The organism is Hymenobacter segetis (genome assembly GCF_038448715.1).
In the GTDB taxonomy this organism is placed as follows: Bacteria; Bacteroidota; Bacteroidia; order Cytophagales; family Hymenobacteraceae; genus Hymenobacter; species Hymenobacter segetis.
The window spans coordinates 14,281-39,898 of record NZ_JBCEVZ010000018.1 but is presented as its reverse complement, the minus strand read 5'-3'; the positions used below and the strand labels follow the sequence as shown (position 1 = coordinate 39,898).

Here is a 25,618-nt window from a genome sequence, read left to right as displayed (position 1 = left end):
TAGCCTATACCTTATTCGCCGCGACCACGGCCCCGGCCACCACCGCCACCTCCCCCGCCACCACCAGATGGCGCGGAGTAGGAGGGCTGGCTGTACGAGCGTTGCTGTGGTTGCTCGTAGCTGCGTTGCTTCGGTTGCTCATATGTGCGTTGTTGCGGCTGCTCATACGTGCGCTGCTGAGGCTGGCTGTATGTGCGCTGCTGGGGCTGCTCATACGTGCGCTGCTGCCGGGGCTGCTCGGCGGCCTGCCCGCCGTTGTTGTTGATGGGCTCCCCAAGAATGTTCTGGAAGAACCCACCGCGGCGGCGCTGGCCTTCCTGCGGTTGCGGCTGCATCTGGCCGTTGTTTTGCGGCAGGGCCTCGGCGGTGCGTGTGCGGCCCCGGCCATCGTCGCTCATCATCTGGCCCTGGTCCTGCGGGGCTGCGCCTATGGCCGGCCGGTTAGTCGTGGACTGGTCCATGTTGCGGTAGCGCGGCTGGTCATCCATACGCCGGGGCTGGTTGTAGGAGTCGTTGGTGCGCATGGGCTGCGTGGCGGGCGAAGTCGAAGCGGCCTCACTGCGGGTGCGGCCCACGGCATCGGCCATGCCCATTGGCATCGATTCGGGGGTATTCGACATCACGCGCTCATCGCGGGTGCGGCCGCTGCCGTTGGGCGTGGCTGGGGTGCCAGCGCCCTGCCCATTGCCCGCGCGGCCCGACGAATACCGGCCATCCGAAGCGCGGTCGGTGCGGTGGCTGCCGTAGTTGCGGCCGCCCCGGTCGCCGCCGTTGCTGTAGTAGCCGTTGTTATAATTGTTGCCGTAATAGCTGCTGCCATAATAGCCGCCGCGCCCATAGTAGCCGCCATAGAAGGGGCTGCTGTAGTAGAACGGGTCATACCCACCGTAGCCATAGCCATATGGGCTGTAGCCATAACCGAACGGGCTATAGCCATAGTAGCCGCCGTAGCCGCCATACCCAAACGAGCGGCCAAATCCAAAGCTGATGCTCAGGCCCGAACCGTAGCCATAGCCGCCATAGCCAAACGGGCTATAAAGCGAGCTGTAAAACGGGTCGCACCATCCGAAGGCATAAGGCGAAAAGCCGCAGGCCCCGCCGCCATAAGCATAGCCGCCGCCGTAGCTCAGGCTGGTATAGGGGCTGTAAGGCGAGTAAGAGTTCAGCCCCGGGCCGTAGTAGCTCGATGAGCCCCCGTAGCCGGGCGCACCGCGCATGTAGGTGTAGGTGTTGTCGTAATACTGGTCGGAACCGGAATTATTCTGCCGGGTTGAAGACGAGTTGGTGGTACCGCCATTGTAGTCCGGGTTGGCCTCCTCGCTGGTAGCGGCCGGGGCCGGCGCGGTGCTGACCACGGCCGTGGTGCGGTCTTTGGAAGAATAATAGACCCCGTCGTCTTCCGACGAAACGAGGCCCGAGGTGCTCGCGCAGCCGCCCAGTGCAAACAGGGCCAAAGCGGGCAAACAGGCGGTGAGCAGGTTTTTCATGACTAAAAAAAAGTAAGGATGGGAAGGCTTTCTGTAAAGTAACGGACTATACGATGATAGCGGGGTGAAGCGGCTAGAAATCAGGTTCAGCCCAGTAAAAAATGCTGAAAAATAAGCCGGTCACTGCCGTCACCAGCGCAAAGCACTTCCGCAAGGAGGTCCGCACTTTAATAACGTAATTTGACCCCGAAACGGTGCCCCAAGGTCAAGTCAAATCCTGTACCAAATCCGGGAACTTTTTCAATTACCCCTAAGATGCCTCCCATGAGTAAAAAGTTGCCTACCCGCCAGGAAGATTATTCGCTTTGGTACAATGAGTTAGTGAAGCGTGCCGGCCTGGCCGAAAACTCGGCCGTGCGCGGCTGCATGGTCATCAAACCCTACGGCTACGCCATCTGGGAAAAAATGCAGCGCCAGCTGGACGATATGTTCAAGCGCACCGGCCACGAAAATGCCTACTTCCCGCTCTTCGTACCCAAAAGCTTATTTGAAGCCGAAGAAAAAAACGCCGAAGGCTTCGCCAAAGAGTGCGCCGTAGTGACTCACTACCGCCTCCAGACTGACCCCGACAAACCCGGCAAGCTGCGCGTAGACCCCAACGCCAAGCTGGAAGAAGAGCTGGTGGTGCGCCCCACCTCGGAGGCCATCATCTGGAGCACGTACAAGAACTGGGTGCAGAGCTACCGCGACCTGCCGCTGCTCATCAACCAGTGGGCCAACGTGGTACGCTGGGAAATGCGTACCCGCCTGTTCCTGCGCACCGCCGAATTCCTGTGGCAGGAGGGCCACACCGCCCACGCAACTGCTGAAGAGGCAGTAGCCGAAACCCGCCAGATGCTCGACGTTTACGCCGAGTTTGCCGAGGAGCACATGGCCCTGCCGGTGGTGAAGGGTGTGAAAACCCCCAACGAGCGGTTCGCCGGGGCCGAGGACACGTATTGCATCGAAGCCTTGATGCAGGACGGCAAGGCCCTGCAAGCCGGCACCAGCCACTTTCTGGGCCAGAATTTTGCCAAGGCGTTCGATGTGCAGTTTGCCAACAAGGAAGGCGTGCGTGAGCACGTGTGGGGCACCAGCTGGGGCGTGAGCACGCGCCTGATGGGCGCCCTCGTGATGGCCCACTCCGACGACGAAGGCCTGGTGCTGCCGCCTAAATTGGCTCCTATACAAGTAGTTATCGTGCCCATCTACAAAACGGGCGAGCTTGATGCACTGCTGGAGCGCATCAAACCCATTCAGATGGGCCTGATTGCTCGGGGCATTTCGGTGAAGCTGGACGCGCGCGACACCGAGCGCCCCGGCTTCAAGTTTGCCGAGTGGGAGCTGAAGGGCGTGCCCGTGCGCCTGGCCATCGGCGCGCGCGACCTTGATGCCGGCATGGTGGAAGTGGTGCGCCGTGACACCAAAGAGAAAATGAGCCTGCCCCTGGCCGACATCGTGGCCAGCGTCGACCAATTGCTCACCGATATCCAGACCAATATCTACGAGCGCGCCAAGAATTTCCGTGCCGCTCACACCACCCGCGTGGACAGCTACGACGAGTTCAAGCGGATGCTGGACGAGGAGCCCGGCTTCCTGCTGGCCCACTATGACGGCACCTCCGAAACCGAGGAGCGCATCAAGGAGGAAACCAAAGCCACCGTGCGCTGCCTGCCCCTGAACGAGGCCGACGAAGAAGGCATCTGCATGGTGACGGGCAAGCCCAGCCCGCGCCGCGCTTATTTTGCCCGCGCCTACTAAGCCGAATTAGCGGCCATTCCTGAGTTGTCATTCCGACGCAGGAGGAATCTGAGTGAGGTCGTTGAACAATGACTTTACTCAGATTCCTCCTGCGTCGGAATGACAATTTTTTGGTTCAGGCGTTGGCGGGAGGGGGACAATGTGCCTGCCCGCTAGTACCTTCGGAGAGAATTATCATGCTTGATAGCCTCGATTTAGCCATTTCATCATCTTTCCATAACATTTTACCACATTACTATGAAATACGCCATACTAGCCGGCCTGCTGACACTGGGCACCCTGGCCGCCAATGCCCAGACAGGCAAAATCCAGGTGCCGGCCCAGGCCATCACCCAACTCGAAGACCTGAAAGAGCTCACCAAAGCCGAAGTAGCCAAGGCCGGCAAAGCCACCAAAGCCCACGCCGAAGTGCGCCCCGACCTCAACCGCTACCTCGTTATCTCGGCCGATGATTTCCTGCGCGTGACCAAGGAGCAGCCCACCAAAGAGGCCTACCTCAAGTGCCTGGACAACGGCCTGGCGCGCGTAGCCCCGCTCACCGCTACCGCTACCGACCGCCAGCAGGTGGCCGAGTACTTCCAGGAGCTCATGGAAATCGTGGGCCTGGAAAGCTCCGAAGGCCGCCTGGATTCCTTCGTAGGCGCGGCCAGCAAGGCGCGGCAATAATCAGCGTCCGCATCATAAAAAAAGCCCCGATACATTACGTATCGGGGCTTTTTTGCGTCCAGTCAGGCCGGGCTATTTCTTGGTGATGGTGAACTCCACGCGGCGGTTTTTGGCGCGGGTTTCTTCCTGGTCGTTGCTGGCAATGGGCTTGGTGTCGCCGAAGCCTTCGGTGGTCACCCGCTCACTTTTGATGCCGTGGGTGCCGAGGTATTTCTTCACCTCGTTCACGCGGTCCTGGCTCAGCTTGAGGTTCAGGGCCGGGTCACCCTGGTTGTCGGTGTGGCCCGAGAGCTTAATTTCCACCGTCGGGTAATCCTTCATGATGCGGATGAGGCGCAGCAATTCGGGGTAGGAGTTGGTGGTGAGGTAATACTTGCTTTGCTGGAAGAAGATGTTGTTCATCTTCACCGTCTGGCCCACATTGAAGGGTACGAGGAACAGGTCCTGCTTCTGCTCGGAATATTTGTCCTTGGCCGTCACGTCGAGGTTAGCGTTTTCGGCGATGTAGCCTTTGGCCTCGGCGCGGTAGCCATACTGCACGCCGCTGGGCAGCACGATGGTATAGGAGCCATCAACCGGGTCGGTTTCGGCTACGCCGATTTCCTCACCCGTGAGCAGGTTTTCGTAATGAATAATGGCGCGGATGGGCTTGCCGGTGTTCACGTCGAGCACTTTGCCGGTTACCAGCGTCACCACTTCGGGCTGGAAAGCGGGGGCCAGCGAGATGCGGAAAATGTCCTTGGAACCGTTGGTACCGTTGCGCGACGACACCAGGTAAGCATCCTGGCCGGCGGCCGAAATGGTGTAGTAGGCATCGAAATCGGGCGAGTTCACCACCGGACCCAGGTTGCGGGGCGGGCTCCAGTTGGTCCAGGTATCGTCGAGGCGCTTGCTGTAGAAGATGTCCGACTTGCCGTAGCCGCCCCGGCCTTCGCTGGCGAAGTACAGGGTCTTTTCGTCGGCGGCGAGGAAGGGGGCGAAGTCCGATTTCGCGGTGTTCACGTTCGGGCCCAGGTTCTTGGGTTTGGTCCAGGTGTTGTTGGTTTCGGGCACCGGGAAGCTCACGAAGAGGTCCTGGCCGCCCAGACCGTCGGGGCGCTCCACGGCCATGAGCAGGGCCTTGCCCGACGTGGCGAGGAAGAAATCGACGTGCTCCTTATCGAGGTTCACGAAGTCCTTGATGACCTGCGGCACGGGCTGCGTCCAGCCCATGCGGGTGTGCTTGGTGAGGCTGCACCCGAGCGGGTCCATGGTGCCGTCGCGGTTGTAGATGTTGATGAGGATGGCGCTCTGGCCGTTGGCCGATACCGAGGCGATGCCGTTGGGGTCGTCGGGGGTGTTCACGGGGCCGCCCACGTTCTTGGCCAGGCCCCAGGTCTTGTTTTTGCCGCTGAGCAGGGCCGAGGCGAAGACGTCCTGCGGGTCGCGGCTGCCGCCCACGTTGTCGGGGTTGCTTTCGCGGGCGAAGTAGAGCGTGCGGCCGTTGGGCGAGATAACCGGGTGGGTTTCTACGTAACGGGTGTTCACGTTCGGGCCGAGGTTCACCAGCGAGGAGTCAAACTGGGTCGATTTCACGGCATCAGGGCCTTTCTCGCCGGTAAAGGCCTGCTTCACCATGGTCGACACCACGTCGGCGATGCCGATGGCGTCAATCTGGTTGATACCTTCGACTTTGGCCGTGTTCATGCGCACCACTACGCCCAGGGTGCGGTATTCGGCAGCCGGGAACTTCACTTCCAGCGTGCGGGAGGGCTCGGGGAGGGGGCCGGGGTTGTCGTTGGAGTATACTTCGTGGTGCACGCCTTTGGTGTCCACCAGCTCGACTTTGGTGATGGAGCCGGGGTTGAAGTTCTCGACAATAGTCACCTGCTGGGCGGCCACCGAACGCGCAAAGCGCACTTCGATGAACTCATTGGGTCCTTCCTTGCGCGGAATCCAGGCGTCGTTGCTGATTTGACCCAGCGGCAGGGCATTGGGCACGCCCAGCACCTGCGACGGCGCGAACGGGTCTTTCCCATCAGATTTCTGCGACGACACGGCTACCAGCCGGGCTGCCCATTGCACGTGCTGCGCCTGGGCCGACGTAGCGGCCAGCAAGCCCAGCGCCACCGGTGCGGCCATCAGCAAATTCTTCATAAGATAATTATTCATGGTATCAATAGCAGAAAAGAGAAGTGGCAATAGGGCCCCGGGCAAATTTACATCAATGCCGTTGGGAACGGGCGGGGTTTGCTACCGCTAACCTAACGAAACCTAACGAAAAACTATTTTCGGGGCCTCGCCGTGCAATGTATTACCTTCCCGCTTCGGCCCGCCGAGGGAATAAGTCGGGGGCCGGACAAACGTGGTAATCCGGTGGTTTTCGGCGGGTAAGAGGACCGTAGCGCGGGGCGCGGCGGTGGGCCGGCGCGTGGCCGGGCTGCTGGTGTTGCTGGCGCTGCTGCCGCTGGCGGGCCGGGCGCAGGTACTGGTGGGCGCTACCGCGTTTGGGCCGGTTTTTCGGGGTTTGCGGCCCGCCGGGGCCGATACGGCGCTGCTACTGGTGGCCCGGGCCCGACGGGTGGGCGTGAGCACCTTCGTGCAAACCAGCGGGGCGCGGGGTTACCTTCGGCTGGGGCCGCGCCAGCAGCTGCGCTACCGCGTGGGCACCGACATGATTTACGACTCGCGGGGCACGCCGCCCTTCGTGCGGGAAGACTACGGGGCCGATGTGGCCGACGTGTTCACCCTCGACGCGGCCAACCACTGGCAGCTGGGCCAGCAATTCCACTACGACCAGAGCCGCGCCAATGCCACCCGTACCGGCCTGTGGCTGGGCCGCCTGGGCTACCAGCGCCGCCTGCGCGCCGCCTCGCCCACCGATACCCTGAGCCAGATGCGCCTCACGGTGCTGGGCGGCCTGGCCACCGACCGCCGCAACGGCCGCGAAGACGCAGGCTTCGCCTTGGGCTTCGATGCGGCGGCGCTGTACTTCCTGAATGGCCCCACGGCCGCGCCGCTGGCTGTGCGCGTGCTGGGCACCCGGGCCAGCCTTGGCCCCCGCACCATGCAGCGGCTGGTGGCCGAGGCGGCCGGCGAACAGGCGTTTCTGGAAGGTGCGCCGCTGGTGGTGCAGGGCCTCGTGGGCTACCGCACCAACCGCGCCGAAGACTACCTGCTGGGCTCGGTGCAGCGCATTCAGTCCGATACCGTGGCGGTGCAGGCGGGGGCTTCGTACCGCATTAATGAGTTTGCCACGCTGCGCTCGGATAATAGCTTGCTGTTGCCCAAACGGGCCTTCCGCTACCGGCGGCTGGGCGAGCGGGCCGATACCTTGCAGGACGTGGGCTACCGCCAGCGCGAGTTGGATACCCGCCAGGAGCTGCGCTTTGCCCGGCCCAAACTGCAGTCGTCCATCAGCTTTGGCTACCGCGAGCGCACCCGGTCGTATTATCTTGATAACTCCCGGTTTTTGAGCGTGCCGCGTTTGGCGACTGCGCTGGCCCGCGAGCAGGTGAAAGACATCAAGGAGCAAACCATCTTGTGGCTGGGTAATTTGACTTGGCTGCCCAGTCCGCGCCACGCGCTGGCGCTGCTGGGCTCGGCCCAATTGCTGCGCGTGGATGCTCCTAGTAAGGACAACCAGCAAACCCGCGACGAAGCCCAGCACCTGCTGCGCCTGACCTGGACGGGCCGCTGGGCCGGGGCCTTCCGCACCACGCTCGGGGTGGCGGGCGAGTACCGCCAAACGGTTTTCATCCGGGCCAGCCAGAGCGCCGAGAACTACGTGGACCACCTGCTGCACTGGGAGCCGGGCTTCACCTGGGCCCCCGGCAAGTGGAGCATCCGCTCGAACTACCACCTCTGGGTGAGCTACCAGGTGCGCGACCAGACCACCGAGCAGGCCCGCAACCGCGCCAGCCGCGTGCTGGAACAATCCCAAAGCCTCACCTACCAGCTGCGGCCGCACCTGCTGCTGCTGGCCGACTACCAGCGCCGCGAAAACCGCGTGGGCCAGCTCGATTGGACGCGCTTCCGCGAGAGCCCACTCGATACCAGCGTGACGCACGACCTGTCCATCGGGGGGCGGCAGAGCTGGATTGGCAAGCGGGGCAGCACCAGCCTGCGCCTGGGCTACCGCCTGCTGGAGCAGCGCAACTACGGCCGCGCCGCCCTGCTGCTCGACAACCCCACCGGGCCGGCCTCGCAGCTTATCTACCTGCACAGCATCACGCGGCAGCAGGGGCCGGAGGTGGCGGTGGAGCGCCGCGCCACGGCCGGCTTCAACCTCACGGCCAGCATCTGGCTGCAATGGCTGCGCACGTATTCGGCATATTCGATGGGGAAGGGGGCGTACTCGGGCAGCAGCTACACGGCGGTGGATTTGGCGCAGGAAACGCGCCGGGTACTACCGTATTTCGAACTGGCGGCGGAGTGGCGGGTAGGGCGGCGGTAGGGTAAGCAGAAAGTTTGTGCTACTTCCCCTACCTTCCGGCCTCACAACCTAACCCCCACATTTCAACCCTCATGGCAGCCCTTTACCACGACCTCTACACCCCCCATTTCAACAACATCCGGTGCAGCCGGCCCACCTTCCTGTGCTTGCTCAACTACACCGTGACGGCCACCGGTGCCAGCACCGACCCCGCCCTCCTGGCCCTGAGCCCCGGCCTGAAAGCCGCCGCCACCGCCCTGGCCGGCACCGTGGTGGCCCGCGAAGGCCAGGATGGCACCGGCCAGGCCCTCACCCGCTCCAAAAAGGACGTGTTGCGGGCCATGCGCACCTTCGTGCAGGACACCAATGCCGTGACCTTGGTGCCCACCTACCGCCAGCACCTCGACCGCCTCAAGGGGCTGCTGCCCCAGGGCCTGATGCACCTCACCGACGCCAACGCCACCGACCTGCCCGTGCGCTTCGAGGCCTTTGCCAAAGCCCTGCACGCCCACGAGGGCGACCTGGGCAAGCAGGCCGCCAAGGATGCCGATGCACTTCTCACCGAGCTCACCGCCGCCACCGCCGCCAAGGATGCTGGCCTGAAAGTGGAAAAGGAAACCATCGGCTCATTGGGCGGGCAGTGGGCGCATGCCTGCCAGCTGCTGTGGCAGGTGCACTGCACCGCCCTGGCTGCCTTCTGGCAAGAGCCCAAGCAGGCCGAAATCTACTTCAACTACGGCCTGCTGCCCAACCGCACGGGTGGCAAAGCCAAAGTGGCCGCCCCCGCCACGCCCAAGTCCTAACCCCCAAAAAGCTCCGCCGCATGCGGCGGTACCCTTCGGCACAGTGCCCACATGGCCAACCGCATGCGGCGGGCCATGTGGGCACTGTGCCGAAGGGTACCACCGCATGCGGCAATAGGCATGGGAAATGTGCCCACATGGCCCGCCGCATGCGGCGGTAGGCATGGGCACTATGCCGAAGGGTACCGCCGTATGCGGCGGAGCTTTTACCAGCCCCATCAGTGGCCTTAGGCCCTGTTTTCCATTAGTCTCCCCTTTTTCCTTTCCCAATGAAGCATTTTTCTACAACCTTTCCCGGCTCTGGCCGGCAACTCATCACCTGGCTGCGGCCGTATCTGGCGGCGCTGCTGCTGCTGCTGCTTGCAGCCCCGCTGGCCCGTGCTCAGGCTCCGGCTCCGGCTTGGCAGTCGCTGTTTACGGTGGGAGCTTCAGGCATCAACGGGGCGTATATAAGTGCTACGGCGGCCGATGCGAGCGGCAATATTTTCATCGCCGGCGGCTTCAGTGGCACCGTCCCGTTTGGCAGCACCACGCTCACGAGCGCCGGGCGCGACGATGTATTTGTGGCCAAATGGAGCCCGGCCACCAACGGCTTCGTGTGGGCCCAACGGGCCGGCGGCACCAGCATAGACTACGTCAATGCCCTGGCCGTGAGCGGCAGCAGCGTGTACCTGGTGGGCGTGTTTGGCAGCACCCAGTTGGTGTGTGGCAGCACAACCCTGACCAATGCCGGCCCCACCACGGCCTCCACTGTCATCTACGATGCCTTCGTGGCCAAGCTCACGGATGCGGGCAGCAGCGGCAGCTTTGTCTGGGCCCAAAGCGTGGGCGGCACGGGCGTCGAGTACGGCAACGGGGTGGCCGTGAGCGGCAGCAGCGTGTATTTCGTGGGCCAGTTCGGCAGCCCAACCGCCGCCTTCGGCCCGCTCACGCTCACCAACAACGTCACCACGGGCAGCGGCAACAACATCTCCGATGTGTACGTGGCCAAGCTCACCGACGCGGGCAGCACTAGCAGCTTTTCCTGGGCCGAGCGGATAGGCGGCACGGGGGGCGATTATTGCTCCGGCATTGCCATCAGCGGTTCGAATATCTACCTGGGGGGCTCTTTCGGGGCGCCTACCGCCCGGCTGGGCAGCCTGGTGCTGACCAACGCCGACCCGGCGGGGACGGCGACGGATGTTTTTGTCACGAAGCTGCTCGACCAGGGCACGGCCCCGGCCTTCGTCTGGGCGCAGCGGGCCGGCGGTACCGGCCCCGAGGAGGTCCAACACCTGGCCGCCAGCCCGAACGGGGTCTACATCGTGGGGCGCTGGTATGGGGCCCCCGCCCGCTTCGGCAATGCCGTGCTGGTGAATGCCGGCCAGCTCGATGCCTACGTGGCCAAGCTCACCGATGCCGGGGCCTCAGGCGGGTTTGAGTGGGCGCAGCAGCTGGGCGGGCCGACGATGGACTACGCCTACGGGCTGGACGTGCGCGGCGGCAGCGTGTACGTGGCCGGCAACTTTCAGAACACGGCCACATTCGGTCCGCACACCCTTACCAGCCTAGGGGCCGACGACGTGTTTGTGGTGCGCCTGGCCGATGCCGGCCCCACTGCCCAGGTGGTGTGGGCGCAGCAGGCCGGCGGCCCCGGCAGCGATGCCCCGTCGGCCGTGCTGGTGATGGGTTCCCGTGTCTACATCGCGGGGGGCGTGGGGGTGCCAGCGGCCTTCGGCACGTTGCCGGTGGCCAGCCCGGTAGGCGGCAGTGCCACCTTCCTAGCTTCGATGACCGACCTGGTGGGCCTGGCCACCACCGGCCCCCGCGCCCTGCCCGACGTGGCGGTGTACCCCAACCCCGCCCACGCCACGGCCACGGTGCAGCTGCCGCCCGTGCCCGGGGCCTCGGCTGCCACCATTGCAATTACCGATGCCCTGGGCCGCGTGGTGCGCACCGCCACCGTGCCCCTGCCCGCCGCCGGCCTGCGCCACGAGCTGGACCTGGCCGGGCTGCCTGCCGGCCTCTACGCCGTGCGCGTGGCCGCCGCTGGCCGCAGCGCCACTCACCGCCTGGTGGTGGAGTAGGGCCGGCAGCCCGCCCCATCACCCAAAGCCAAACGCCCCCGCTACTTCCGTGGCGGGGGCGTTTGCGTTAGGCGGCAGGCACGGCCGTGGGCAGGGCCGTCAGCAGCTCGGTGAGGCCGGCCGCCAGCGCCTCGGTGGCTTGCTGGCGCTCCGTATCGGGAGCCGTTTTGCTTTCCACCGCGGCCAGCCAGGGCACCAGCTGCTCGGCCCCGATGAGCTTGAGCGACGGCCGTAGCTTGTGGGCCACGGCGGCGGCGGCGGGCCAGTCGGTGGCGGCCAGGGCAGCGTGCAGGTCGGCCACGCTGGCGGGCGTGTTGGTGTGGAAGGAGGTCAGAATCCGGTTGATGAACGTGGCGTTGCCGTGGGCCGTCTGGTGCAGCAGGGCCAGGTCGAAGAGCGCTGCGGCGGCCGGGGCGGCGCTTGGGGCAGCGGCCGGCACCGGCACCGGGGCTGGTAGTGGAGCGGGCGCGGCAGCGGCGGGCTTCACGTCCACCAGCGGCTCCTTCACGCCGGCCATCAGTGAAGCCAGCTTGCTCAGCAGCTCGGCCTCGTCGAAGGGCTTGGGCAGCGTGTCGTTCATGCCGGCGGCATAGTACTTCTCGGCATCGGCCCGGAAGGCGTTGGCCGTGAGGGCCAGGATGGGCGTGGCCGCCCGCCGCGCATCGGCGTGGGCCCGGATGCGGGCCGTGGCCTCCAGCCCGTTCATGCCGGGCATCTGGATGTCCATCAGGATAACGTCGTAACGGTTCATCTCGAACCATTCCAGGGCTTCGATGCCGCTGGCGGCCTCGTCCACCGTCACGCCGTGGGCCTCCAGCAGCAGCTGGGCCACTTCGCGGTTCACGGCATTGTCTTCCACCAGCAGCACGCGGGCCCCGCGCACGGCCGCTTCCTGCACCGGGGCCAAGGGGGCCAGGGCCGCCTGCCGGGCTTCGGGGCTGGCCTTAGGCAGCGTGACGCGGAAGGCAAAGGAGCTGCCCTTGCCAGACTCGCTCTGCACCGTGAGCTGGCCGCCCATCTGGGTCACCAGCGCCCGGCTGATGCTCAGGCCCAGGCCCGTGCCCCCAAACTGCCGGGTGGTGTCGGCATAGGCCTGGGTAAATTCTTTGAAGATGCTCTCCAGCTTGTCCGGGGCAATGCCGATGCCGGTATCCGTCACCCGAAACTCGGTGGTGAGCGTGTCCTCGGTTTCGCTCACGTAGTAGCCGCCCACCGTCACGGTGCCCCCCACCGGCGTGAACTTGATGGCATTCGACAGCAGGTTGATGAGCACCTGGTTGAGGCGGTAGGAGTCGCCCAGCACCCAGGGGTGCGGGCACGAGTCCTTCAGCAGGGTGCCCACCACCCGAATGCCCTTCTCCTGGGCCTGCATCACCAGCGGCTGAGCGGCGCTGCCCATCGAGTCGCAGAGGTTGAAGGCGCTTTGCTCCAGCTCCAGGTTGCCGGAGGTGATTTTGGCCATGTCGAGCACGTCGTTCACCACGTTCAGCAAGTGCCGCCCCGAGTGCTGAATGACGGCCGTATAGTTGCGCTGCTGCTCGTTGAGGCCGGTTTTGGCCAGCAGGCTGGTCATGCCCAGCACGCCATTGAGCGGCGTGCGGATTTCGTGGCTCATGTTGGCCAGGAAGTTTTCGCGGGCCGTGGCGGCGGCTTCGGCCGCGTGCTGGGCGTTTTTCAGGGCCGAAATATCGGTGCTCACGCCCAGCACCTGGGCCGTGCCATCGGCCAGCACCAGCGGGCAGCGCACGGTTTGCAGCCAGCGCACCTCGCCATTGGCCAGCGTGATGGACGTCTGAATGGTGAGCGGCTGGCCGGTGCGCAGCACTTCCTGGTCGGCCTGCACCGAGGTTTGGATTTCCTCCTTACTCATGCCCGCTTCCATGCTGGACGCGCCGGCCAGCTCCGCAATGAGGCGGCGCCAGGTCTGCATCTCGGCGTTCTCAAAGATGGTGTAGCCCTTGGCATCGCGCACCCAGATGAGGTTGGGGTTGAGGTCGAGCACCAGATTGGTGAAGGCGTGCTGGGCCTGGGCGGCGGCCTCGCTCTCACGGGTGCGGGCCTCCGCCTGGCGCAGGTTGGTGATGTCGAGGCCGTAGCACATTACCTGGCGCAGCACCCCATCGGGCCCGAACACGGGCTGGTAGTAGCACAGCCAGTGGTGGTGGTCTTCGGTGCTGGTGCCGGGCCAGCGCTCCTCCCAGTTCACCAGGGCGCGGGTTTGCACGGCCCGGTCAAACAAGCGGCGGCGGCGCACGGCCAGCTCCTTGGGTAGGCCCTGCTTGGCGCAGTGGTCGGCAAAAGTCAGGCCGATGCGGGCCTGCCGCCGGGCGGGGTCGGGCTCGGCGTAGGCGTTCACGTAGCGGTAGCGCTGGTCGGGGTCGAGCACCGTCACCACGGCCGGCAGGTGGGCCATCACCGATTCGTAGAACGAATATTGCTCCCGAAGGCTTTCCTCGGCCTGCCGTTGCGGCGTGATGTCGGTGAGGTAGAGCATCGCGGAATTGTCTTCCAGCACCGGCACGGCCGACAGCAGAAAGTGCTGGCTGTTGGCCATGATTTCGCGCTGCTGCACGGCCCCAGTGCGCAGGGCCGTAGTAGTAGCCTGCACCAGCAGCGGCCGCAGCCGCGACGGCCCGGTGGCTGCCAGTTCCCGCGCCATAAAGCCGGCGGCCGGGTTGGCATACAGCAGCTGGCCCTCGGCACCCACCCGCAGCACGGGGTTGGGGTTGAGCTCGGGGGTGCGGCTCAGCGCGAGTACGGTCGGCAGTTGGGCTTCGGCCAGCTCGCGGCGGGCGCGCTCAGCCAGCAGCAGCTCCCGCAGCTCGGTGGGGTCGGAGGGAAGTTCGGTTTGCATCAGTAGAAGCGAAGCGGCGACATCCGGCAATGTAGTGCCGTCCGGGCATGAGAGCCCAATCTTTGCTGGAAAGTTACGCCAGCCTGCTTCTTCTACAACGCTGGTTGGTTGTGCGGAGTGTGGTTTCGGATTGTTCTACAGTTCTTTACGGAGCCGTGCCACCGGAATATTCAGCTGCTCGCGGTACTTGGCCACCGTGCGGCGGGCAATGTTATAGCCCCGGGCATTCAGCATCTTTTCCAGCTTGTCGTCGCTCAGCGGCCGCTCCTTGCTCTCCTTGCCGATGAGGTCTTTGAGAATGCTCTTCACTTCGCGGCTCGACGCATCCTCGCCCGAATCAGTGGCAATGCCCTCAGAGAAGAAGTATTTCAGGGGATAAATCCCGAACTCGGTCTGAATAGATTTCGAGTTGGCCACCCGGCTCACCGTCGAAATATCCATGCCGATACGCTGGGCAATGTCCTTCAGAATCATCGGCTTGAGCTTGCCTTCGTCGCCCTCGGCAAAGAAGTCCCGCTGCAATTCCACGATGGCATTCATGGTGCGCAGCAGCGTGTTCTGCCGCTGCCGGATGGCATCGATAAACCACTTAGCCGAGTCCAGCTTCTGCTTCACGAAGGTCACGGCTTCCTTCATTTTCTGGTCCTTCTTGGCCGCCTTGTCGTAGGTCCGGAACATCTCGGTGTAGGCCGGGCTCACGCGCAACTCGGGGGCGTTGCGGGCGTTCAGCGTCAGGTTGAAGATGCCGTTATCATTCGTCAGAATGAAGTCGGGCATCAGGTACTGCGTCTTGCCCAGGCCGCTGGGGCCGCTGCCGCCCGGCTTCGGGTTCAGCTTGAGAATGACGTTGATGGCCTCTTTCAGCTCGTCATCCTCCAAATCCAGCTTCTGCTGAATGCGCGGGTAGTGCTTCTTGCTGAACTCCTCAAACGTGTCGGTCAGAATGCGCTCGGCGTTCACCGTGTTCTCGTCCTGCGGCCGGCGCTCCAACTGTAGCAGCAGGCACTCGGGCAGGTCGCGCGCCGCAATACCGGGCGGGTCGAACTGCTGCACCACGCGTAGCACGGCCTCAATCTCGGGTACCGTCACTTCCAGGTTCTGCGAAAAAGCCAGGTCGTTGGCAATGGCCGAAAGGTCGCGCCGGATGTAACCGTCGCCGTCAATCGAGCCGATGAGCTGCTGACCGATGGCCTCCTGGCGCTCATCCAAATCGGCAAAATGCAGCTGGTCGAGCAGCGAATCTAGGAGCGAGCCGCTGGTGTCGGCTAGGGGCGTGTCGCGCTCCTCTTCCTCGCCGGGGCCGTCGCCCTGCATCTTGTAGCCCGCTATTTCGTCGTCGTTGAGGTAGTCGCTCAGGTCGAGGTCGGTGTTGTCGGCGTTGGCTTCGGTATCGGCCGGGCCTTCGTCCTTGGGCTGAATTTCGGGCTCCGGCATCTCGTCGGCCTGTTCCGAATCGTTGCTGCTGCGGTCATCAAAGTCCTCATCCAGCGTGTTTTCGTCGTTGTCGAGGCTGGAATCCGGGTCGTCGGAGTCGTCGCTGTCGTCATCGTCGCGGTCCAGCTCTTCGGTGTCGTCGGGCTCGTCCTCTTCCAGCGCCGGATTCACTTCCATTTCTTCCTTGATGCGCGTCTCCAGCTCCGCCGTAGGAATTTGCAGCAGCTTGATAAACTGAATCTGCTGCGGGCTAAGCTTTTGCGAAAGGAGCTGTTTTAAGTCGAGGCGTTGCATAATAACGAAAGTACGGAAAGCAGGGGGCGGAGGTCAATTTTACTAAAGTTTGGCATGAAAAGTTGGTGTGGCCCGCATTACAAAGTCCGCGTTGCATTCCGTGCTACCACCTTATCGGCCTACCTTTGCCGATTCATCCGCTTCCCCGCAAGTTATGTCCCTCAAACGGTCCACCGTCAAAGAACTCCTGGCCAGCCAGGACCTTGACCGCGAAGTTCTCGTCAAAGGCTGGGTTCGTTCCCGCCGCGGCAACAAATACGTGCAGTTCATCATCGTAAATGACGGCTCCACGATTCACACCATCCAGGCCGTGGCCGATGCCGGGAATTTCCCCGAGGAAAGCCTCAAAGACGTGAGCAACGGGGCCGCCGTGGCCATTCGTGGCAAGCTGGTGGCCTCGCAGGGCAAAGGCCAGGCCGTCGAAATCCAGGCTACCGAAGTGACGGTGCTGGGCGCGGCCGATGCCGAAGCCTACCCGCTGCAAAAGAAAGCCACCTCGCTGGAGCACCTGCGCGACATCGCCCACCTGCGCCCCCGCACCAACACGTTTGGCGCGGTGCTGCGCGTGCGCCACGCGCTGGCCTTCGCCGTGCACCAGTATTTCAACGACCACGGCTTTTTCTACGTCCACACGCCCATCATCACCGGCTCCGATGCCGAGGGTGCGGGCCAGATGTTCCGCGTGACCACGCTGCCCCCCGAGCACCCGCCCCGCACCGAGGACGGCTCCGTGGACTTCACCCAGGACTTCTTTGGCAAGCAAACCAACCTCACCGTGTCGGGCCAGCTCGAAGGGGAGTTGGCCGCCATGGCGCTGGGCAGCATCTACACCTTCGGCCCCACCTTCCGGGCCGAAAACTCCAACACCGCCCGCCACCTGGCCGAGTTCTGGATGATTGAGCCCGAAGTGGCCTTCAACGAGCTCGAAGAAAACATGGACCTGGCCGAGGACTTTCTCCAGAGCCTAGTGCGCTACGCCCTAGCCAACTGCGCCGACGACCTCGCCTTCCTCAACGAGCAGTACGACAAGGAACTGCTCACCCGCCTGAACTTCGTGGTCGATAACGCCTTCCAGCGCCTCACCTACACCGAGGCCGTGGAAATCCTGAAATCCGCCAAGCAGAAATTCGAATTCCCGGTCGATTGGGGCACCGATTTGCAGTCGGAGCACGAGCGGTATCTGGTGGAGAAGCACTTCAAAAAGCCCGTCATTCTCACCAACTACCCGAAGGAAATCAAGGCCTTCTACATGAAGCTGGACGACGACGGCCGCACCGTGCGCGCCATGGACGTGCTGTTTCCCGGCATTGGCGAAATCATCGGCGGCTCGCAGCGCGAGGAGGACTACACCAAGCTCACCACCCGCATGGCCGAGATGCACGTGCCCGCCGAAGACCTCGACTGGTACCTTGATACCCGCCGCTTCGGCACCGCGCCGCACGCCGGCTTCGGCCTGGGCTTCGAGCGCCTCGTGCTGTTCGTGACGGGCATGAGCAACATCCGCGACGTGATTCCCTTCCCGCGCTACCCCAAAAACGCAGCGTTTTAAGCGCGGGCTTTTAGTTAGATAAGAAACAGAAAAGGCGGCTTAAATAAGCCGCCTTTTCTGTTTCTATCGGGCGATGTTGCTGGCAAAAATCGGAATGCCAGCTTGTTATGGCACCTTGGGCTGCGCCGCCGGGGTGCAGTACAGGTTGAATGCCTGATTGATAAAGCCAAACCCAACGTCGGTCAGGTTGCCTTCCATCGAAAGAATCAGCACCAGCTGACGGCCCCGTAGCTGCTGCGCCAGGTTCAGGTCTTTCACCTGGCGAGTTTCGCCGGAGGGGATTTGCTCCGGCCAGGTCACCGATGCGTTATAGTACCAGAACCGGGATTCGGGCGCCAGCAGGCGGTCGAAGTAGGGATAGAAGGTGAAAAAGCTTTTGGTGAAGCTGTCGCCGATGACAATTGCATTGACCGGGCTTTTGCCTTGGGCCGGCCCGAATACGACGTGCGGATAAGCCGTGGGGTAGGGCGGGATTTCCTGGGCCAGGTTCAATAAATCTTCCAGGTCCTTGTCGGCGTAGCGCAGCTCGGCGGCGCGGGTTACCACGTCGGGCGGGCCTTGCTGGGCAAAATCGGGCAGGTCGCGGCCCGTCATGCTTTCGATGCGATGGAAAAGCGTATCGGCCATTCGGGTCGTGGCGTAGCCGCTCCAGTGAGTGCCGGTGCGCGTGAACAAGGGGTAGGGCGGCCGGGCGGCCTGCCAGCGCAGCATCAGGGCGGCCGCGTCCAGGGTATTGATGCCGTATTTGGCAAACTGCTGGCTAACGGTGGTGTAATTGCTGGTGCCCCGCCATTGGCTGGCGTAGTCATCGGGCAGGTATTGGGGCAGCACGCGGGCTTTGCCAGGAGCTATAACAAACAGTAGCTCGGTGCCGTGCGCCCGCAGCGTATCCTGAACCTGCCGCAGTTGCTGGGCGCGCTTGGCAATTTCCTCATCGCCCAGATAATATCGGCCCAGATACGCCTCAATACTGTTTTGCTGGAAGAGGTTCAGGTCTTTGCCCAGCACCACGCCATCGGCCAGGGCCTTGTGCCAGATGGAGTAAGCCACTTGGTTGCGCACGCGCACGAGCCAGGGCCGGAAGCCCAGTTGCTCGGTGAGGGAATTTTCCAGGGTGGGCTGGTAGGTACTGTCCCACAAGTCGCCCCAGCTAAACACGGGCGTAGGCGCGGGATTCGTTACGCCGTCGAGGGGCCGCACGGGCACCACGGGCCAATTTGCCTGCAAGGCCGGCCACGCGAGCAAAAGCAGCAACCCAGCGAATATGAGGCGCTGGCCATACACCGCAGTTTTGGGAGAGGGAGGCATAAGAAAGGGAAGCCCGGCGAGCCAGCCGCTAAAAGCGGAAGTAGATGAACGGATTGAACGAATTGCTGATGATGTAGCTGGCGCTGAGCACCAGCAGCAGCGCGGCCCCAAACCCCAGCGCCACCGAGCGGCGCAATGACAGCGTGTGCGCCGCGTACAGGCTCAGGTTGCGGCGTTCTAGGAACGGAGCCACGTTCATGAAGGCAAAAAAGGCCCCCAGGGCCAGCATGGCCCAGAACTGGGTGTCAAAAAAACGCCAGTCGGGCGGAGGAATCACCACCGCTGCCGGCGTGGCATCCCAGCCCGCATCGGGCGCGGGCGCGGCCTGGCCCAACATCCGCGCCAAAAAAGCCAGGGCCCCACTGAGGGTTTCGGCCCGGAACAGCACCCAGCCGGCCACGGTGATGACGAACGTGGGCACGATGCTCAGGGCCCCCAGGCGGCGGTAGAGGCGCAGCAGAAACAGGCGGTCCAGAATCAGCCAGAACCCGTGGTAGGCCCCCCAGGCGATGAAGTTCCAGGCCGCCCCGTGCCAGAAGCCGGAGAGAATGAACACGGTCCAGAGATTGACGTAGAGGCGACTGGGCTTCACGCGGTTGCCGCCGAGCGGGATGTAGAGGTAGTCGCGCATCCAGCGCCCCAGCGTGATGTGCCAGCGCTGCCAGAACTCGGTGATGGAGCGCGAAACGTAGGGGGAATTGAAGTTTTCGGGAAACTGAAAGCCCATCAGCCGCCCCAGGCCCACGGCCATATCGGAGTAGCCCGAAAAGTCGAAATAAATCTGGAAGGTGTAGGCCAGCGCCCCCACCCAGGCCACGGCGGTGGGCAACTCATGCACCGGCGAGCTAAAGATGCGGTCAGCCTGCTCGGCCATTACGTTGGCAATGAGCACCTTCTTACCCAGGCCCACCATAAAGCGAAACATGCCGGCCAGCTTCTCGTCGATGGTATCAAACTGCGAGCGGTCGGTGAGCTGGCCCGCTATTTCGTGGAAGCGCACGATGGGGCCGGCAATCATTTTGGGAAAGAGCATGATGTAGAGCATGAAGTCCCAGAAGGATTTCAGCGGCTTGTTCACGCCCCGGTACACGTCGATGGTGTACGTCAGCTTTTCGAAGGTGAAGAAGGAGATGCCGATGGGCAGCACCACCTTTTCCCAGGTCAGCCCGGAGCCGCCGAAGAAGCTGCTCATGGCACTGGCATTATCCAGAAAGAAGTTGGCGTACTTGAAGTAAAAGAGCATTCCCACGTTCAGCACAATGCTGATTAGCAGAAACAGGCGCTTTCGCCCTTGGTCAACGGCCGCATCCATGTAGCGGATGAGCACAAAGTTGGCCACGACTGATGCCAGGAATAGCGCCAGAAAACTGAGCCCTCCCCACGCGTAGAAGCCAATGCTGGCCAGCAGGGCCACGGCATTCTTCAGGCGTGCCGGTACCGCGTAGTACAGCAGCAGAAAGGCGGGTAGAAAGTAAAAGAGGAAAAGAGTACTACTAAAGACCATGGAAAGGGAATAACCGCTGGGAGAGCAGTTTCAAAGCTACGCATACCCGGGAGAAGGCCAACGAAAAAGGACCGGCTGAGGGGCCGGTCCTTTAGGTGGTTTGGGGCAAGTTGCGGTGGTTTAATGGCCGTGGCCGCGACCGTGGCCATTGCCGTGACCATTGCCGTGACCATTGCCGTGACCCTGGTCATTTTGCCGGCCTTCGCGGTAGCCTTCTCGATAGAGCTTTTTTGCCTGGCCGGGCGGCAGGCCGCGCTGGCGCACTATCACGGGGCGGGGCTGCACCACCACTACGCGGCGGGGGTAGCGGTCGCGGTGCGCGCCCACGTACACCCACGGCTGGCGGCCCCTGTAGTCGAGCACTACGGGGTGAAACTGGTAGGGGTCGTAGCCATCCACCACGGCCACGGGCACCCATTGGCCGTTGCGGAATACAATGTATTGCTGAGCATACAGGTCGTAGTAGCCGTCGATTTCGGGGATGTAGTAGAACTGCGTGCCCTGGGGCACGGGCGGCCCCCAGGCGGGCTGGCCTACGTTCACATTCACGTTGACCTGCGCTTTGGCCGCCGGGGCTAGGGCCAGCGCAACCACGCTAACCAGCGCCACGCACAGGGTTTTTGGGGTGAAATTCATGGCTTTTTACGAAGTGAAATAATGGGGTAATACGGCGCTGTTTAAAAGGAAGATGCCAAATACTGCCGCAGCAAAAAGCCCCGCCAGTGGGGCGGGGCCTGGTCGTAGTGCAGCCGGCGGCTTAATGCTTGCCTTTGCCGTGGCCCTTGCCATGGTCGTCGTCGTGGTCTCGGCCGTGGTCGTCATCGTAGCGGCCCTGCATTTTCTTGGCCTGGCCGGGGGGCAGGCCGCCGTTGCTGGGATTGGCGCGGTAGCCCATTTTCTTGGCCTGGCCGGGCGGCAGCGCGCCGTTGCTGGGGTTGCCGCCGCGGGGGTAGCGGGCGCGGTACTCGTCGTAGCGCGACCAAGGCTCGGCGCCTACATAATCAACCACTACGGGGTGGAAATTGGCCGTGTTGTAGCCCGAAATAGTGCGGGTGCGCACCCAGCGGCCATCGCGCCGCACTAGGTACTCGCGGGTCGGCACGTCGTAGAAACCGTCAGTTTCGGGAATGTAGTAGTACTGCGAGCCCTGCGGTACGGCCGGCCCCCAACTGGGCGGGTTGATATTGATGTTGATTTGGGCCTGGGCGGCTGGCGCGGCCACAAGCGCCGTGCCTCCAACCAGGATGGCGCAGAGCACGGTGGGAATGAGTTTCATAGAGAAATGATTAAAGGCAAAAGCAAAACGCCCGACCCACTGATTGGACCGGGCGCTTTATACTAGAGTTGGCCCCAACAAGTTGGGCGCACTATAGAACGGGCTTAGTCGCGGCCGTGGCCACGGCCGCCACCGTTGTTGCCGCCGCCATTGCCGCGCCCGCCGCCGTTGTTGCCCTGGCCACCGCCCTGCTGGCCCTGGCCGCCACCGAAGCCGCCGTGGTTGCCCTGGCCCTGGCCGGGGTTGTAGCCGCCACCACCCTGCTGCGGATGCTGCGTGGGCTGCTGAGGCATGGGGTTGCCGCGCGGGGTGTTGTAGCCGCCGCCGCCGGGGTACTGGCCGTGGTTGTCACGGTCGCCGCCGCGGTTGTCGTTGCCGCGGTAGCCGCCGCGGTCGTCGCGGTCCCGGTCGCCGTAGTTGCGGCCGTTGGAGTAGCCGCCGCGGTTGTCGTAGCGGGAGCGGCCGTAGCTGGGGCCGTAGCCATAGCCGCCATTGTAGTAGCCGGCGCGGCTGGGGCCGTAGTTACGATAGGGCTGGTAGGCGTAGCGCTGGCGGTAGTAATCGACCCGCAGCCAGGGCTGGGCCCCGCGATAGTCTACAATGACCGGGTGGAACTGGTAGGGGTCGTAGCCGTACAGCTCGGGCAGCGGCACCCAGTAACCATCCTGGTACACAATGTACTGCTGGTTGTAGAGGTCGTAGTAGCCGTCAATCTCGGGGATGTAGTAATACTGCGTGCCGTAGGGAACCTGCGGCCCCCAGGCCGGGGTGCCAATATTAATATTCACCCCCACCTGGGCCTGGGCGGCCGGAGCCGCGAACAGCGCCATCGCGCCCACCAGGGCTGCGCCAACAAATTTTGCGAGGGGTTTCATGATAAGGAGTTGATAAAAAATAAGCTAGCTCCGTAACGGTGCTGCCACTTCAATAGATGCAAGGCAAGTGCCAGAGTACCCCGCCAACCGTTGGTTGGCCCAAAACATTCGCCCAATTGCCCAAAATCAACGCCGATTTATTTTCCGCAGGATTTCCGGGGACAAATACCCCCCGTTTGGGGTTATACCCCGACGCCCCGCGGCGTCATTCCTCGTCTTATCTCGCGGCCCGGACTAGCTATCGGGCGGCGCTTTCCGTACTTTTGCGAACTTATTCGCTGCGTTTCTGAATGGCCAAAAAATCCACTGCTACCCCGGTTGCCAAAGCTCCTAAAGCCCCGGCCGCCGCTAAGAAAAAACCGGCATCCAACGGCGCGGCCGCGGCCGCCGAAACGGCTGCCGCCGTGCGTGATATCACCGAAATTCCGGCCGCCGGCCCCGTTACCGAGCACGTACATGGCCAGCTCAACGGTCACAGCCCCGCCTCGCAGCACCTGGAAGCGCAGTACATCGAGGTGTACGGCGCACGCGAGCACAACCTGAAAAACGTGAGCGTGAAGATTCCGCGCAACCGCTTGGTGGTGTTCACGGGTATTTCGGGTTCGGGCAAGTCGAGCCTGGCCTTCGATACCATTTATGCCGAGGGGCAGCGGCGGTACATGGAGACGTTTTCGGCCTACGCCCGCTCGTTTATGGGTGGGCTGGAGCGGCCCGACGTGGACAAGATTGAGGGCCTGTCGCCGGTTATCAGCATCGAGCAGAAGACTACTTCGCGCAACCCGCGCTCCACGGTGGGCACCATCACGGAGATTTACGATTTCCTGCGCCTGCTGTATGCGCGTACCGCTGAGGCATTTAGCTACGCCACCGGCAAGAAGATGATTCGGCAGTCTGACGACCAGATTATCAACTACATCATCAAGCACTTCGACGGCAAGAAGCTGGTGGCGCTGGCGCCCGTGGTGAAAGGCCGCAAAGGCCACTACCGCGAAGATTTCCAGAAGATTGCCAAGCTGGGTTTCACCAAAGTGCGCGTCGATGGCGAAATCCTCGACATTACGCCCAAGATGCAGGTGGACCGCTACAAAATCCACGACATCGAAATCGTGATTGACCGGCTGCTGGTGAAGGAGGAAGACCGGTTCCGCCTATCGGGCTCGGTGCAGAATGCCCTCACCCACGGCAAGGGCACCATGTTGGTGCTCGACCCCGACGCGAAAAAGGCCACGCCGCAGTTCTTCTCGCGCTTCCTGATGGACCCTGCCACCGGCATCGCCTACGACGACCCGGCACCCAACACGTTCTCATTCAACTCGCCCTACGGCGCCTGCCCGACCTGTAACGGTCTGGGCGAAGTGCAGGAAATTACCGAGGAAGCGGTGCTGCCCGACCGCAAGCTGAGCATCAGCCGGGGCGGCATCGCGCCGCTGGGCGAGTACCGCGACATCTGGATTTTCCAGCAGCTCCAGCTCATTCTCAAGAAGAACAAAGCCACGCTGAACACGCCGATTGAGAAGCTGCCCGAGGAACTGCTGAAGCGCCTGCTCCACGGCATCTCAGAGGATGAGGCCGACAGCGGCAAGGGCATGTATTCGGAGCCGTTCGAGGGCATTATTCCCTTCCTGCGTCGGCAGATGGATTCCGAGTCGGACAACATTCGGGAGTGGATTGCGCAGTACGCGCAGGCCCAGCCCTGCCCCGAGTGCCACGGCTACCGCCTGAAAAAGGAAAGCCTGCACTTCAAAATGGACGACAAGCACATCGGCGAGCTGTCGGTGATGGACTTGAACGACCTCGCTGGCTGGTTTGAAGGGCTGGAAAGCCGCTTGACCGACCGCCAGAACGTCATCGCCCGCGAGCTACTCAAAGAAATTCGCAAGCGCATCGGCTTCCTGCTCGAAGTAGGCCTCGACTACCTGAACCTGCACCGCCCGGTGCGCACGCTGAGCGGCGGCGAAAGCCAGCGCATCCGCCTCGCCACCCAGATTGGTACCCAACTCGTGGGTGTGCTCTACATCATGGACGAACCCAGCATTGGCCTGCACCAGCGCGACAACGAGCGGCTCATCAAAGCCTTGCAGCACTTGCGCGACATCGGCAACTCGGTGATTGTGGTGGAGCACGACAAGGACATGATTCTGCACGCTGACCACGTGCTCGATATCGGCCCCGGCGCGGGCATCCACGGCGGCCACATCGTGGCTTCGGGCACGCCGCAGGAGATTTTCAATTCCGGCTCGCTCACCTCGCAGTACCTCAGCGGGCAGAAGCACATCGAGATGCAGCGCAAGAAGCGCAAGGGCGAAGGCACCGAGCTGGTGCTGAAAGGTGCGAAGGGCAACAACCTGAAAAATGTGACCCTGAAAGTGCCGCTGGGCAAGCTAGTGGCCGTGACGGGCGTATCCGGTTCGGGCAAATCCACGCTCATCCACGACACGCTGTACCCGATTCTCAACCAGTATTTCTTTAATGCCAAGCGCGAGCCGCTGGCCTACGGCAGCATCGAAGGGCTGGATTTGGTGGACAAGGTGATTGAGGTCGACCAGTCGCCCATCGGACGCACGCCGCGCTCAAACCCGGCCACTTACACGGGGGTATTCACTGAAATCCGCCAGCTGTTTGGCGAGATGGCGGAGGCGAAAATCCGTGGTTACGGCCCCGGCCGCTTCTCCTTCAACGTGAAGGGCGGGCGCTGCGAAACCTGCGAAGGCGCGGGCATCCGTACCATCGAAATGAACTTCCTGCCCGACGTGCACGTGCCCTGCGAAACCTGCAAAGGCCGCCGCTACAACCGCGAAACGCTGGAAGTGCGCTTCAAAGGCAAGTCCATCACCGACATTCTGGACATGACGGTGGAAAAGGCCGTGGAATTCTTCGAATACCAGCCCCGCATCCTGCGCAAAATAAAGACCCTGAACGAGGTAGGACTCGGCTATCTCACGCTGGGCCAGCAGGCCACCACGCTTTCGGGCGGCGAAGCCCAGCGTGTGAAACTTGCCACCGAACTCAGCAAAAAGGACACCGGCAAGACCTTCTACATCCTCGACGAGCCCACCACCGGCCTACACTTCGAGGACATCAACCACTTGGCCGATGTGCTCCAGAAGCTGGCCGACAAGGGCAACACCGTCCTCATCATTGAGCACAACCTCGACCTGATTAAAGTGGCCGACCACGTCATCGACATCGGCCCCGAGGGCGGCGCGGGCGGTGGCACCATCGTGGCCCAAGGCACGCCCGAGCAGGTGGCCAAATCCGGCAAGGGCCACACCGCCCGTTTCCTGGCCGAGGAGTTGAAAACGAGCAAGTACGCCACCGCGTAACTGAAACGTATTGCGAAAGAGGCCG

16 protein-coding genes are annotated in these 25,618 nt (G+C 63.0%); 7 read left to right on the top strand and 9 right to left on the bottom strand.

Translation table 11 applies throughout. From position 1 onward, the window contains the following. Positions 1–11: 11 nt before the first annotated feature. A complete protein-coding gene (locus AAFH49_RS09600) occupies positions 12–1,487 on the bottom strand; it encodes a hypothetical protein (RefSeq protein ID WP_342297635.1) in 1,476 nt (491 codons plus the stop codon). A gap of 264 nt (positions 1,488–1,751) precedes the next feature. Between AAFH49_RS09600 and proS the strand changes: the two genes are divergently transcribed. Further along, positions 1,752–3,227, top strand: coding sequence for a proline--tRNA ligase (proS, locus tag AAFH49_RS09595; protein ID WP_342297634.1), 1,476 nt, complete (start codon positions 1,752–1,754; stop codon positions 3,225–3,227). Positions 3,228–3,464: 237 nt separating this feature from the next. Beyond that, positions 3,465–3,893, top strand: coding sequence for a DUF4844 domain-containing protein (locus AAFH49_RS09590; RefSeq protein ID WP_342297632.1), 429 nt, complete (start codon positions 3,465–3,467; stop codon positions 3,891–3,893). 72 nt (positions 3,894–3,965) lie between these two features. Here AAFH49_RS09590 and AAFH49_RS09585 read toward each other — a convergent pair whose 3' ends face one another. Next, complete coding sequence (locus AAFH49_RS09585) at positions 3,966–6,044, bottom strand: OmpA family protein (protein ID WP_342297631.1); 2,079 nt, start codon at positions 6,042–6,044, stop codon at positions 3,966–3,968. A gap of 193 nt (positions 6,045–6,237) precedes the next feature. Here AAFH49_RS09585 and AAFH49_RS09580 point away from each other — a divergent pair, with 193 nt between their 5' ends. The 3 genes from AAFH49_RS09580 (at position 6,238) to AAFH49_RS09570 (ending at position 11,176) form a co-directional block, all read left to right on the top strand. Continuing rightward, the gene (locus AAFH49_RS09580; protein ID WP_342297629.1) at positions 6,238–8,328 is read left to right on the top strand and encodes a hypothetical protein; all 2,091 of its coding nucleotides are present in this window, start codon (positions 6,238–6,240) and stop codon (positions 8,326–8,328) included. A gap of 71 nt (positions 8,329–8,399) precedes the next feature. Beyond that, complete coding sequence (locus AAFH49_RS09575; RefSeq protein ID WP_342297628.1) at positions 8,400–9,110, top strand: hypothetical protein; 711 nt, start codon at positions 8,400–8,402, stop codon at positions 9,108–9,110. 269 nt (positions 9,111–9,379) lie between these two features. After that, a complete protein-coding gene (locus AAFH49_RS09570) occupies positions 9,380–11,176 on the top strand; it encodes a T9SS type A sorting domain-containing protein (RefSeq protein WP_342297627.1) in 1,797 nt (598 codons plus the stop codon). Positions 11,177–11,243: 67 nt separating this feature from the next. Here AAFH49_RS09570 and AAFH49_RS09565 read toward each other — a convergent pair whose 3' ends face one another. Together AAFH49_RS09565 and rpoN are read right to left on the bottom strand one after the other, a co-directional pair. Beyond that, entirely contained in the window at positions 11,244–14,030 is a 2,787-nt protein-coding gene (locus AAFH49_RS09565) for a response regulator (protein WP_342297626.1), read from the bottom strand. A 135-nt stretch (positions 14,031–14,165) separates the two neighbouring features. After that, positions 14,166–15,758: an RNA polymerase factor sigma-54 gene (gene rpoN, locus AAFH49_RS09560; RefSeq protein ID WP_342297625.1), complete on the bottom strand. Its 1,593-nt coding sequence runs from the start codon at positions 15,756–15,758 to the stop codon at positions 14,166–14,168. Positions 15,759–15,912: 154 nt separating this feature from the next. Here rpoN and asnS point away from each other — a divergent pair, with 154 nt between their 5' ends. Further along, positions 15,913–17,307, top strand: a complete 1,395-nt coding sequence (gene asnS, locus AAFH49_RS09555; RefSeq protein ID WP_342297623.1) for an asparagine--tRNA ligase — start codon at positions 15,913–15,915, stop codon at positions 17,305–17,307. Positions 17,308–17,412: 105 nt separating this feature from the next. Here asnS and AAFH49_RS09550 read toward each other — a convergent pair whose 3' ends face one another. The 5 genes from AAFH49_RS09550 to AAFH49_RS09530 form a co-directional block, all read right to left on the bottom strand. After that, on the bottom strand, positions 17,413–18,615 hold the full coding sequence (locus tag AAFH49_RS09550; protein ID WP_342297622.1) for an alginate O-acetyltransferase AlgX-related protein: 1,203 nt from the start codon (positions 18,613–18,615) through the stop codon (positions 17,413–17,415). Between the two features lie 28 nt (positions 18,616–18,643). Further along, positions 18,644–20,119 carry an MBOAT family O-acyltransferase gene (locus AAFH49_RS09545; protein ID WP_342297620.1) on the bottom strand — a complete coding sequence of 492 codons (1,476 nt, stop codon included), beginning with the start codon at positions 20,117–20,119 and terminating at the stop codon, positions 18,644–18,646. 120 nt (positions 20,120–20,239) lie between these two features. Next, positions 20,240–20,755: a hypothetical protein gene (locus AAFH49_RS09540; protein ID WP_342297618.1), complete on the bottom strand. Its 516-nt coding sequence runs from the start codon at positions 20,753–20,755 to the stop codon at positions 20,240–20,242. Between the two features lie 121 nt (positions 20,756–20,876). After that, the gene (locus AAFH49_RS09535; protein ID WP_342297617.1) at positions 20,877–21,395 is read right to left on the bottom strand and encodes a hypothetical protein; all 519 of its coding nucleotides are present in this window, start codon (positions 21,393–21,395) and stop codon (positions 20,877–20,879) included. Between the two features lie 104 nt (positions 21,396–21,499). Next, positions 21,500–22,270 (bottom strand): hypothetical protein, encoded by a 771-nt coding sequence (locus AAFH49_RS09530; protein WP_342297615.1) that lies wholly within the window; start codon positions 22,268–22,270, stop codon positions 21,500–21,502. A 290-nt stretch (positions 22,271–22,560) separates the two neighbouring features. On the opposite strand from AAFH49_RS09530, the gene uvrA reads away from it, so the two are divergent. Then, complete coding sequence (gene uvrA, locus AAFH49_RS09525; protein ID WP_342297613.1) at positions 22,561–25,593, top strand: excinuclease ABC subunit UvrA; 3,033 nt, start codon at positions 22,561–22,563, stop codon at positions 25,591–25,593. The last annotated feature ends 25 nt before the right edge of the window (positions 25,594–25,618 follow it).